The organism is uncultured Thiohalocapsa sp. (genome assembly GCF_913062725.1).
Classification (GTDB): domain Bacteria; phylum Pseudomonadota; class Gammaproteobacteria; order Chromatiales; family Chromatiaceae; genus Thiohalocapsa.
Window position 1 is genome coordinate 1 of record NZ_CAJXWY010000088.1, and the last position, 11,236, is coordinate 11,236.

Genomic DNA, 11,236 nt, shown 5'->3' on the forward strand with positions numbered 1-11,236 from the left:
GACAGCAGGGATGCTGTCGTGAAGCCTACAGGGACGTATTCACGGCGTCCCCCGCCAGCTGCAACCCAGCCCGCAGACGCCTGCGCCGGACATTGACATGCGCCGGGTATATCGATCGGTCAGTGCGCCTCATCCCAGTTATCGCCGACGCCGGTGTCGACGATGAGCGGCACCGCAAGCTCGGCGGCGCCCTGCATGATGGCCTGGATGTGCGCGGCGGTGGCGTCGACGGCGTCTTCGGCCACCTCGAACACCAGCTCGTCGTGCACCTGCATGATCATGCGCACCGGCGGCCGCTCGGACTGGATCCAGTGGTCCACCCGGAGCATGGCGCGCTTGATGATGTCCGCGGCGGTGCCCTGCATGGGGGCGTTGATGGCGGTGCGCTCGGCGGCGCTGCGCAGCTGGTTGTTGCTGTGGTTGATGTTGGTGAGGTACAGCCGGCGGCCGAACAGCGTCTCGACATAGCGGTCGGCGCGGGCCTGGGCGCGGATGCGGTCCATGAACTCGCGCACGCCGGGGTAGCGCGCAAAGTAGAGATCCACGTACTCCTGCGCCACGCTGCGCTCGGTGCCCAGCTGGCGCGCCAGGCCGAAGGCGGACATGCCGTAGATGAGCCCGAAGTTGATGGCCTTGGCGCTGCGGCGCTGCTCGTCGCTCACCGCCTCGGGCGGCAGGCCGTGGATTTCGGCGGCGGTGGCGCGGTGGATGTCCTGCCCGGCCTCGAAGGCGGCGAGCAGGCGCTCGTCGCCGGACAGGTGCGCCATGATGCGCAGCTCGATCTGGCTGTAGTCCGCCGCCAGCATGCGCGCGCCCGGCTCCGGCACGAAGGCGCGGCGGATGCGCCGGCCGTCCTCGCTGCGGATGGGGATGTTCTGCAGGTTCGGGTCCGATGACGACAGCCGGCCGGTGGCGGCGACGGCCTGGTGATAACTGGTGTGCACCCGCCCGGTGTCGGGGTTGATCAGCGCCGGCAGCTTGTCGGTGTAGGTGGAGCGCAACTTGGTGAGCCCGCGGTGCTCCACGATCAGCCGCGGCAGCTCGTGGCCGTCGGCGGCGAGCTGCTCCAGCACGGCCTCGGACGTGGACGGCGCGCCCTTGGGCGTCTTGGCCACCACCGGCAGCTTCAGCTCGTCGAAGAAGATGGCGCCGATCTGCTTCGGCGAGCCCAGGTTGAACTGGCGCCCGGCCTCGGCATAGGCGCGCTCCGCCAGGGCCGCCGCGCGCTCGGCCAGATCCGCGCTCTGGCGCCTGAGCTCCGCGGCGTCGATACGCACGCCGCCGCGCTCCATGCGTGAGAGCACCGGCACCAGCGGCAGCTCGATATCCTGGTACACCGACGCGATGGACGGGATAGCCTCGATCTTCGGCCACAGCGCCCGATGCAGCTGCAGGGTGATCTCGGCATCCTCGGCGGCATAATGACCCGCCTGCTCCAGCGGGATCTGATCGAAGGTCAGCTGCTTGGCGCCCTTGCCCGCAATGTCTTCGAAGTGCACCGTGTCCCGGTCCAGGTACTTCTTGGCCAGCGAATCCATGTCGTGCCGGGTGGCGGTGCTGTCGAGCACATAGCTCTCCAGCATGGTGTCGTGGGCGCAGCCGGCCATGGCGATGCCGTGGTTGGCGCAGACGCTGATGTCGTACTTCAGGTTCTGGCCCACCTTGGCGCGCGCCGGGTCCTCCAGCAGCGGCTTCAGTCTGCCCAGCACCCGCGCGCGGTCCAGCTGCTGGGGTACGCCCGGGTAGCCGTGGGCGAGGGGCACGTAGGCGGCCTCGACGGCGCCGTCGCGATGGACGGCGAAAGACACGCCCACGATACGGGCGCGCATGTAGTCGAGATCCGTGGTCTCGGTGTCGAAGGCGAACAGGTCCGCGCTTTCAAGATTGTGCAGCCAGGCGTCCAGCGCGGTCTCGTCCAGCACCAGCGCATACTCGGGCTGCGATTCGGCCGCCGCCGCCTCGCCATTGGCGCCGGTGTCGTCCAGGGTCGCCAGCAGGCGCTTGGACTCGATGCGCTCGTACCAGTCCCGCAAGGTCTCGGTGTCCGGCGGCTCCGGCGTCAGGTCCCGGGGCCCGAAGTCCAGCGCGACATCGGTCTTGATGGTGGTGAGCGCCCGCGAGAGCGGCAGCTGATCCAGCGTCGCGCGCAGGCTCTCGCCGATCTTGCCCTTCACCTTGTCCGCGTTCGCCAGCACGCCGTCGAGATCGCCGTAGGCCTGGATCCACTTGGCCGCGGTCTTGGGTCCGCACTTGGGCACGCCGGGGATGTTGTCGATGCTGTCGCCCATGAGCGCCAGGTAGTCGACGATGTGATCCGGCGCCACGCCGAACTTCTCCTTCACACCGTCCGGGTCCAGCACCGTGTCGGACATGGTATTCACCAGGGTGATGCGGTCGTTCACCAGCTGCGCCATGTCCTTGTCGCCGGTGGAAATCAGCGTCGGCAGCCCGTCCGCCGCGGCACGCCTGGCCAGCGTGCCGATGACGTCGTCCGCCTCCACGTCCGCCACCTCCAGCAGCGGCAGGCCCATGGCGCGGATGATCTCCTTGAGCGGGCCCAGTTGCTCGCGCAGGTCATCCGGCATGGGCGGCCGGTTGGCCTTGTATTCGTCGAAGATGCGGTCGCGGAAGGTGGGCCCGGCGGCGTCGAAGACCACGCCGATGTACGCGGGCTGCTGCTCGTCCATGAGCTTGCGCAGCATGCTCAGCACGCCCACCAGCGCGCCGGTGGCCTCGCCCCGGGAGTTGGTCAGCTTGGGCAGCGCGTGGTAGGCGCGAAAGAGATAGCCGGAGGCGTCGACGAGGACGAGCGGGTACCGGTCGGGCATGGGTCTGTCAGCGGCGGCTCGAAAGCCGCAACGGTAGCACGCGGCGGGGGCCCCCGCGCAGGGCGCAAGCGCGGGACGGCCCGCGGGACGGCGCGGCGGGGCAGTCCGCGGCGGCGACTGCTCCTGAGAACGCCGGGACGGTCTCGTCCCGGGCGGGTGCGGGGATGGAGATGCGCTGTCAACCCCCCTCGGTTGATCGTAAACTTCGGCAGGTGGGTAATTGGCTTAGCCAACTCTACGGACATCGACTGATGGCATGTCCGGGGTGAGCATGGGGGCGTGATGGCCACACAAGGCGCCGGGGGCGGCCCGGACCAAGCGTTCGATCAAGTGCTGGCGGACCTGGAGCGCGCCGCCGGAGAGCTGCGCACGGGCGCGGGCACCGACGCGGCGGCGATGTCGTCGGGCCATGCTGGTCCCGCCGCGGATGTCGGCGTGGCGCCTGACCCGGACGAGGACATTGACAAACTCCTGGCAGGCGATGACCCGGTGGCGGTGTTCGCGGCAGAGGCGGCGGAGCTTATCCAGACCCTGGATGCACAGCTGCGCGGCTGGCGCGCGGGCGGACCCGATGCCGAGGGCCTTGCGCTCGCGCGCCAGCGTCTGCACACCCTCAAGGGCAGTGCGCGGATGGCCGGTCTTGCGCCGGCTGGGGAACTGGCCCATGCGCTGGAGTCCCTGCTCGCGGGGGCGGAGGCCATGCCGGCGGCGGTCGTCTCTGCCCTTTTGGGCTGCGTGCAGCATACCCTGCATACACTCGCCGATGAGATTACCACCGCCGCGGGTGGCGGCGCCCTGCAACGGGACGAACCGCAGTCTCCGGGGCAGCGGGCGCGCATCGCCGCCGAGTGCTCGCGGGAAGACTCGCCGAAGGCCCGGATGCTGCCCTTCGGGCGTGTGCAGGCGCGCTTGGCGCGTGTGGTGTGCTCCACCGCGGACGCCCTGGGCAAGCGCGTGCAGCTCACGCTGTGCGGCGCCCACGTGATGCTCGACGGCCGCGTGCTGAAGCGTTTCATGCCGCCGCTCGAGCACCTGCTGCGCAACGCCGTCGTGCACGGCATCGAGCCGCCGGCGGCGCGCGCGGCCGCCGGCAAGCCTGAGCAGGGCGCGGTGCGCGTCACGCTGAGCCGCAAGGATCACGACCTTGTCTTCGACATCGCCGACGATGGCGCCGGCATCGACCAGGCCAAGGTGCGCCAGCGTGCCGTCACCATGGGGCTGATGGCGGCGCACGCGCGACCGCCGGAGCGCGAGGTGCTGGCCTTGACGCTGCACCCCGGCCTGTCCACCGCCGAGGCGGTCACGCAGGACGCGGGCCGGGGTATCGGTCTGGACGCGGTGAGCACCCAGGTGGCCGCGCTCAACGGCGCGCTCTTGCTCGCCTCCCAGCCCGGCCGCGGCACGCTGGTGCGCGTGCGTCTGCCGCTCGGCCCGGCGGCGATGGCGTCAGAGCCCGGCTGACGCGGCGTCGGTATCCGCCGGATCCGGGCCGCACCGGCGCGACCGGGACCAGCCGCCGATGAAGCCGTGCGAGCCGCAAGGACCGCATCCGCATCGCCGCCGCGCGCCGGTGCCCCCCGAGCTCAGGCGCGGAAATCCCCCCACAGCGTTTGCATGGCCGCCAGCGCCGCGAGCGGTGCGGTTTCGGTGCGCATCACCCGGGGGCCCAGGCGCACCGGCACGAAGCCGCGGCCTTCCGCCGCCGCGCGCTCCTCCGCGGCGAGGCCACCCTCGGGTCCCACCAGCAGCGTCAGCGCCCCCACCGGCGTCGGTAACTGCGCCAGCGTGCGCGTCGCCGCATGGTGCAGCAGCACGCCCGCGTGCTCCGCCGGCAGGGCGGCGAGCCAGGTGCCGAGCTTTTGCGGCGGCGCCAGCGCCGGCAGCCGGCGCCGGCCGCTCTGCTCGCAGGCGGCCACCACCACGCCCTGCCAATGGCGCCGGCGCTTATCCAGGCGCTGGTCCTTGAGCTTCACCAGGCTGCGCTCGGTGAACAGCGGCACCAGCGCCGCGGCGCCCAGCTCCACGGCCTTCTGCAGCGCATAGTCCATGCGCTCGCCGCGGGAGATGCCGAGCGCCAGGGTCAGTGCCAGCGGCGGCTCCGGCTCCGCGGGGCCGGCGTCCAGCACCTCGGCGACGGCGCCGTCGCCGCCGGCCGTGATCAGCCTGGCGGCATAGTCGCGGCCGTCGCCGTTGAAGAGCACCAACGCCGCGCCGGCGCCGAGCCTGAGCACCTGGGTCACGTGCCGTCGCGCACCCGGCTCCAGCGCGACGCTGACGCCCGCCGCCAGCGGTTGCGGCGTGTAGATGCGATCGATGCGCATGGGGCGGCCCTGGGCTGTCTGCGGGGAGCCGGCTCGGCGACGCCCGCCTCAGTCAGCGCCCCGTTCCCGGCCGAAGACGGCGGCGAGGGCCAGGGCGCCCCAGCCCACCGCCAGCGCCAGCCCGCCGATGGGCGTGATGGCGCCCCAGGCGGGCGTGTCGGTCAGCACCAGGATAAACAGACTGCCGCTGAACACCGCGGCACCCGCCGCCAGCGCCCAGCCCGCCACCGTGAGCAGGATGCCGCTGCGATGGGCGCCCAGCAGCGCGACGGCCAGGAGCGTGGTGGCATGCCAGCCCAGGTAGTGTGCGCCCGTCTCCCACACGGCGAGCCGCTCGGCGCTGACGCTGCCCTCCAGGCCATGGGCACCGAAGGCGCCGAAGAGCACGGCGATGAGTCCGAAGAGCGCGGCGATGACGAGTAGCGGACGGTTCATGGGATTTGACGCTCAGGGGTCGAGGGGCTGGGTTCGAGGGGCTGACGATTTCCAGGCGCAGCAGCATCGGCGGCCGCCGCGCTTGCGCGATCCCGAGTCTGGTCGCCGGGGCGTCGCGCGCCGTGAAACATGGTTGCCGCCGGAGGTCGCGGCGGTTTTCCTGATTCCAATGTCGTCTCCACCGGACGCATCACCGCGGGCGCCGGGACGGCGGACCGACGCCGCCCCCTCACGCGCCCATCACCCAAGCCGCCATCGTACGCCAGCGTGTCGGCCGCGGAAGCCGCCCGGCACAGCTGCGCCATCGAGGACGACCATCGGACCCCCCATCGAACCCCTGTTGAAAACCCTGAAGACCCGGCTGTGGATAACGTGTGAGCCGTTTAAAATCTGAAATTTGTCGACAGGTTATCCACAGACCGGAATGCCGAGGCCCCACAGCAAGGCATTCAAGCAAGTGACTGAAATCAATAAGTAATTCGATGAATTTAGAGTTTTCCGCAAGCGTTATTACAACTACGACTGTGAAATTTCTCATCAGTCATAAGGGCGGCGCGGCACAGCACGCGGGCGTCAGCGGCGGCCCCGGGCTCACCCAATGAGTCGCCCATCGGTGCAGACTGGGTACCGAGACGGCAGGCCCGGGCCCGCCGGGCTCAGTCACAACCGCAGCACGCACTTGCCACGCCAGCCATCCGCAACCACACCGCAGCCATGCATCCAGCCACCCAAGCCGCCGCCCTGCGCCAGCTCCGCCAGCAGCCCACCTGGAAGCTGCTGGCGGCGGAGCATGCCCCGGCGATCATGGCGCTGATCCAGGCCCATCTGCTGACGGGCCCGCGGCGGCTGCCGGCGTCCTTGCTGGTGGAGCGTGTCGGCCGCGACCTGGAGCGTTTCCGTGCCGAGGGCTGGGACCTCCCGCAGCCCGCCAGTGCCTACCTCGCAGATTGGCTCGCGGCGGGCTGGCTGGAGCGCGGCCTGTCCGCCGACGGCGAGGAGGAGTACGAAGCCAGCGCCGCCGCGGCGCAGGCGATCCGCTTTACCCGGGAGCTGTCGGCACAGCGCACCGTGGCCACCGAGAGCCGACTTGGGCTGGTGATCGGCCAATTGGTACAGCTCGCCGAAGAGTCGGAGCCGGACCCCCAGGTGCGCGCGCGCCGCCTGCTGCGCGAGCGCGAGCGGATCGATGCCCGCATCGCCGCGGTGCGCGACGGGCGCCTGGCGCCGCTGCCGGTGGACCGCGCGCTGGAGCGGTTGCGCGAGATCCTGACCCTGAGCGACGAGCTGGCCGGCGACTTCCGCCGCGTGCGCGACGACTTCCGCACCCTGAGCCGGGAGCTGCGCGAGCGCATCGTCGACAACGACGGCAGCCGCGGTGACGTGTTGGACGCCGTCTTCGCCGATGTCGACCTCATCGCCGACAGTGACGCCGGCAAGACCTTCCGCGCCTTCTGGCGCCTGCTCACCGACCCGCAGCAGAGCGGCGAGCTGGAGGCGGCGCTGGAGGCCGTGCTGGACCGGGACTTCGCCGCGCATCTCAGCCGCCGCGAGCGCGGCGAGCTGTCCGGTCTCACGGGCACGCTGTTGGAGCGCGGCGGCGAGGTGCATGACGTGCTCTACCAATTCGCGCGCGGCCTGAAGCAGTTCGTGCAAAGCCGCGAGTACCGTGAGCAGCAGCGCATGAGCGCACTGGTGAAGACCGCCCAGCGCGGGTCCCTGGCGGTGAAGGATCGGCTGCGGGCGCAGCAGTCCATCGACCGGCATCTGACCCTGCCGAGCGCCCGGCTCCGCTCCGTCTCGCAGCTGCGCCTGCACGATCCAACGCTCGATGCCGTGGACGGCGGCATTGCCCATGCCGCCGAATCGGTCATCGGCCTGGATGTCATCGCCGACCTGGTGGCCCGGTCCGAGATCGACTTCCGCACCCTCGAATCGCACATCGCCGAGCTGCTCGCCGCCCGCGGCCAGGTCACCGTCGCCGAATTGCTGCGCGCCTACCCGGCGGCGCAAGGCCTCGGCACCGTCGTCGGCTACCTGGCCCTCGGCATGCGCGACGGTGTCGTCGCCTCGGCCACTGACCGGGTGAGCTGGCGCGGGCGCGACGGCATCGAGCGCTCCGCATGCATTCCGCGCGTCTATTTCGCCAGCAAGCCGGACCTGAGGTCCGGGATCGCCGCCGGCGGCGGGGAGTGGGCACCATGAGAGGACGGATGAGGGCGTCCCCGCCCGCCGCCATCCAGCCGACTCGGTTCGTGGCGGCCAGTCGATGAGCGACGACTCTGAAAACGGGAATCCGGCTGGTGCACCATGCACCAGCCGCCAGCGCGAGGCTGCAGCCCATGACACAAGACGAGACCGGGACGGCCGGCATCACACCGGGTAACGACCCGGACGCGGCGCCGGCGGATGAGGCTCTGACCGCCGATCCCCTCTACCCCGGCGACACCGGCCAGCTGCCCGAGTCCGCCCGGCGCGCACTGGTGCGGCTGTTGACGGGGCCGGCACTGGAGCAGCGCCGCCATCCCCGGCTGTGGCCGGCGCTGTTGCAGCACGAGCCGCTCATCCGCTCCCGCCTCGCGGATCTGTTCCTGGAGCTGGTCCTGGATGCCGACCGCGGCATCGCCTTCACCCGGCAGGCCGACACCGGCGAGCTTGAGACACCCCGCCTGCTGCGGCGCTCGCCGCTCACCTTCATCGACTCGGTGCTGCTGTTGTACCTGCGTCAGGTGCTGGTGGACGCGGAGCTGCGCGGCGAGCCGGCCCTGGTGGATCGCGCCGAGCTGGCGGAGCAACTGCGGCTGTACGAGCCGGCGGACAGCACCGACCGCGCGGGCTTCGAGAAGCGCATCAACACCGCCATCGAGAAGGCGAAGACCAACAGTCTGCTCGCGGCGCTCAAGGGCAATGCGGACCGGTTCGAGGTCTCGGCGAGTCTGAAGCTCATCTTCGGGCCCGAAGAGGTGGAGCAATTGACGGCCGTTTACGCGGCCATGGCGGCCGACGCCGGCCGGGAGGCATGCGATGACTAACCCGTCAGACGACCTGTTCGAAGACCCGTCTGCCGCCGCCGCCGGCCCGCGAGACGCAGCGACCGGGCCACGCGACGCCGCCGGCCCGTCTGCCGCCGCGTTGGCGGCCGCGCCCGCTGGCCCCGAGCCCCCGGGCTGGAGCGATGCCGAGCGCCGCGAGCAATTTCGCCTCGCCAAGCTCAGCGTCTTCAACTGGGGCACCTTCGCCGGCCTGCACGAGGTGCCGGTCGCGCCGGACGGTTTTCTCATCGTCGGCCGTTCCGGCTCCGGCAAGTCGACGCTGCTGGATGCCTATACGGCGCTCCTGATTCCGCCGCGCTGGACCAGCTTCAATGCCGCGGCCCGGGAGGGCGACCGCTCCCGTACCGACCGCAATCTGGTCACCTATGTGCGCGGTGCCTGGGCGGATCAGTCCAGCGCCGACACCGGCGAGATCGCCGCCCGCACCCTGCGCCCGGGCACCACCTGGTCCGCGCTGGCCGCCGAGTACGCCGACGGTGCGGGGTCGGTGGTGACGCTGATCCAGGTGTTCTGGATCCGCGGCAACGGCAACGCCACCCAGGACCTGAAGCGCCACTACATGATCGCTGAGCGGCCCTTCGTGCTGCAGCGCGAGCTGGCCGGGTTCGCGGAAGACCTGGATCTGCGCGGCCTCAAGCGCGAGCTGACCGATGTCAGCCATTTCAGCGAATACGCCCGCTACGGCGAGCGCTTGCGCATGCTGCTGCGCATCGATGCCGAGATGGCGCTGAAGCTGCTGCACAAGACCCAGTCCGCCAAGAACCTGGGCGATCTGAACGGCTTTCTGCGCGAGTTCATGCTGGACCCGCCGCGCACCTTCGAGGTCGCCGACCGCCTGGTGGAGGAGTTCGCCGAGCTGGACCAGGCCCATCGCGCCGTGATCACGGCCCGGCAGCAGATCGAGATCCTGGCGCCGGCCCGCGACGCCTACGCCGCCCACCAGCACACCGAGCAGGAGCTGCGCCACCTGGACCGGCAGCTCGCCGCCATCGATCCCTTCCTGCGGCGGCGCCGGCGCGATCTGCTGGAGGCGGACTTGGCGCGGCTGGCGGCCGAAGACCACGCGCTGACCGGCCGAGAGGCCGCGCAACAGGCGCGGGTCGACCAGGACTACGCCCAGATCGACCGGCTGCAGGAGCGCCACCGCGCCCAGGGCGGCGGCCGCATCGAGCAGCTGGAGCGCGAGCTCACTCAGGCCGGCGGCGAGCGCGACCGCCGCCTGGGCAACCGCGCCGAAGCCGAGCGGCTGTGCCGCAACCTCGACTGGGCGTTGCCCGATTCGCCGGAAACGCTCGCCGCACTCACCGATCGCGCGCGCACCGTGGTCGAGCGCGGCCAGCAGCAGCAGGAGGCGTTGGAGCAGGAGCGCGACGGCGTGCGCGATCGGCACAAGGCCGTGGTCGCCGAGCTCGATACCGCCGAGGCCGAGCTCGCGTCACTGCTGCGCCAGCCCTCCAATATCCCGGGGCACATGCTGAGGCTGCGGGCGCAGATATCGGAGAACCTGGGACTGCCCCATGAGGCGCTGCCGTTCGTGGGCGAGCTGGTGCAGGTGAAGCCCGAGGCCGCCGACTGGCGCGGGGCCATCGAGCGGGTGCTGCACAGTTTTGCGCTGTCGCTCATCGTCGAGTAGCGCCACTACGCCGCTGTCTCCCGCTACATCAACGAGACGCATCTGGGACAGCGGCTGGTCTACCACCGGGTGGAGCCGGGTGCGCCGCGCACCACCGCCAGGCTCAGCCCGTCGTCGCTGGTCGCCAAGCTGGATCTCAAGCCATCGCCCCACCGCGATTGGCTGTTCGACGAGCTGAGCCGCCGCTTCGACTACCAGTGCGCGGCCAACCTGGGCGCCTTCCGCGACGCCGAGCGGGCGGTCACCCTCGCCGGGCAGGTCAAGCACAGCCGCGGCCGTCATGAGAAGGACGATCGCCACCGCCTCGACGACAAGGGCCGCTGGGTGCTCGGCTTCGACAACCGCGATAAGCGGGAGCACTTTCGGCGCATGGTGCAGCGGCTACAGGGCGAGCGCGCCGAGCTCGACCAGCAGCTCAAGTCCCTGGCCGAACGGCGCGAGCGGGCACGGCAGCAGGCGCTGAGCTGCCAGAGCCTGATGAACCTGCGCTGGGTGGATCTGGATGCCGCCGCCCAGCTGGACCTGATCGAGCGCCTTGAGGCGGAGTTGCGCCAGCTGCGCGAAGGCAACCGCGATCTGGCCGAGCTGGGCCGGCAGATCGAGGCGGCCGGCAACGCCCTGCGCGAGCTCGAGCAGGCGCTGCATCGCATCCGCGCCCGGCGCGCTGACATCGACGACAAGCGCAATGCCCACAATGTGACGTTGGCGGCGCTGGACCGGGAGCTGGCGGAGCAGCCCGTTGACGCGGCAGCCGAGCAGGCCCTCGGCGAGCGCTTCGAGACGGCTCTCTGGGATTTCCCGTGGAAGGATAATCCTTTCAGTTCAACAGGTTATCGTCCATGCCGTGACAGGTCATCACGCCATCGACCCGAGGGGTGTCGGCGCTAACCCATTGTTTCTCCGTCCGTAGAGTGCGTAGCCGAAGAGGTCCAAATAGAGCCGTTGAAAGAGATGGTCGCGGTTGAGCAG

The 11,236-nt window shown here is 70.7% G+C and carries 8 protein-coding genes; 5 read left to right on the forward strand and 3 right to left on the reverse strand.

The annotated features are described in order from the left end of the window. Positions 1–119 precede the first annotated feature (119 nt). Positions 120–2,828, reverse strand: a complete 2,709-nt coding sequence (gene polA / locus QZ588_RS16745; protein WP_295544097.1) for a DNA polymerase I — start codon at positions 2,826–2,828, stop codon at positions 120–122. Positions 2,829–3,110: 282 nt separating this feature from the next. Between polA and QZ588_RS16750 the strand changes: the two genes are divergently transcribed. Next, the gene (locus tag QZ588_RS16750; protein ID WP_295544098.1) at positions 3,111–4,289 is read left to right on the forward strand and encodes an ATP-binding protein; all 1,179 of its coding nucleotides are present in this window, start codon (positions 3,111–3,113) and stop codon (positions 4,287–4,289) included. Between the two features lie 122 nt (positions 4,290–4,411). Here QZ588_RS16750 and QZ588_RS16755 read toward each other — a convergent pair whose 3' ends face one another. Next, a complete protein-coding gene (locus tag QZ588_RS16755) occupies positions 4,412–5,149 on the reverse strand; it encodes a 16S rRNA (uracil(1498)-N(3))-methyltransferase (protein WP_295544100.1) in 738 nt (245 codons plus the stop codon). A 48-nt stretch (positions 5,150–5,197) separates the two neighbouring features. After that, a complete protein-coding gene (locus QZ588_RS16760; protein WP_295544102.1) occupies positions 5,198–5,584 on the reverse strand; it encodes a DUF423 domain-containing protein in 387 nt (128 codons plus the stop codon). Positions 5,585–6,298: 714 nt separating this feature from the next. Between QZ588_RS16760 and QZ588_RS16765 the strand changes: the two genes are divergently transcribed. The 4 genes from QZ588_RS16765 to QZ588_RS16780 all read left to right on the forward strand — a co-directional run bounded on the left by QZ588_RS16765 (position 6,299) and on the right by QZ588_RS16780 (position 11,155). Further along, entirely contained in the window at positions 6,299–7,786 is a 1,488-nt protein-coding gene (locus QZ588_RS16765; RefSeq protein ID WP_295544104.1) for a DUF3375 domain-containing protein, read from the forward strand. 137 nt (positions 7,787–7,923) lie between these two features. After that, positions 7,924–8,613: a DUF4194 domain-containing protein gene (locus tag QZ588_RS16770; protein ID WP_295544106.1), complete on the forward strand. Its 690-nt coding sequence runs from the start codon at positions 7,924–7,926 to the stop codon at positions 8,611–8,613. Beyond that, entirely contained in the window at positions 8,606–10,267 is a 1,662-nt protein-coding gene (locus tag QZ588_RS16775; protein ID WP_295544108.1) for an ATP-binding protein, read from the forward strand. The genes QZ588_RS16770 and QZ588_RS16775 overlap by 8 nt, the downstream gene beginning before the upstream one ends. Before the next feature lie 69 nt (positions 10,268–10,336). Next, the gene (locus QZ588_RS16780; protein WP_295544110.1) at positions 10,337–11,155 is read left to right on the forward strand and encodes a hypothetical protein; all 819 of its coding nucleotides are present in this window, start codon (positions 10,337–10,339) and stop codon (positions 11,153–11,155) included. Positions 11,156–11,236: the final 81 nt, after the last annotated feature.

What these genes read in the sequence shown, in the direction of transcription:
- polA (WP_295544097.1), bottom strand. Translation starts at nt 2,828, where the DNA reads ATGCCCGACCGGTACCCGCTCGTCCTCGTCGACGCCTCCGGCTATCTC.
- QZ588_RS16750 (WP_295544098.1), top strand. Translation starts at nt 3,111, where the DNA reads ATGGCCACACAAGGCGCCGGGGGCGGCCCGGACCAAGCGTTCGATCAA.
- QZ588_RS16755 (WP_295544100.1), bottom strand. Translation starts at nt 5,149, where the DNA reads ATGCGCATCGATCGCATCTACACGCCGCAACCGCTGGCGGCGGGCGTC.
- QZ588_RS16760 (WP_295544102.1), bottom strand. Translation starts at nt 5,584, where the DNA reads ATGAACCGTCCGCTACTCGTCATCGCCGCGCTCTTCGGACTCATCGCC.
- QZ588_RS16765 (WP_295544104.1), top strand. Translation starts at nt 6,299, where the DNA reads ATGCATCCAGCCACCCAAGCCGCCGCCCTGCGCCAGCTCCGCCAGCAG.
- QZ588_RS16770 (WP_295544106.1), top strand. Translation starts at nt 7,924, where the DNA reads ATGACACAAGACGAGACCGGGACGGCCGGCATCACACCGGGTAACGAC.
- QZ588_RS16775 (WP_295544108.1), top strand. Translation starts at nt 8,606, where the DNA reads ATGACTAACCCGTCAGACGACCTGTTCGAAGACCCGTCTGCCGCCGCC.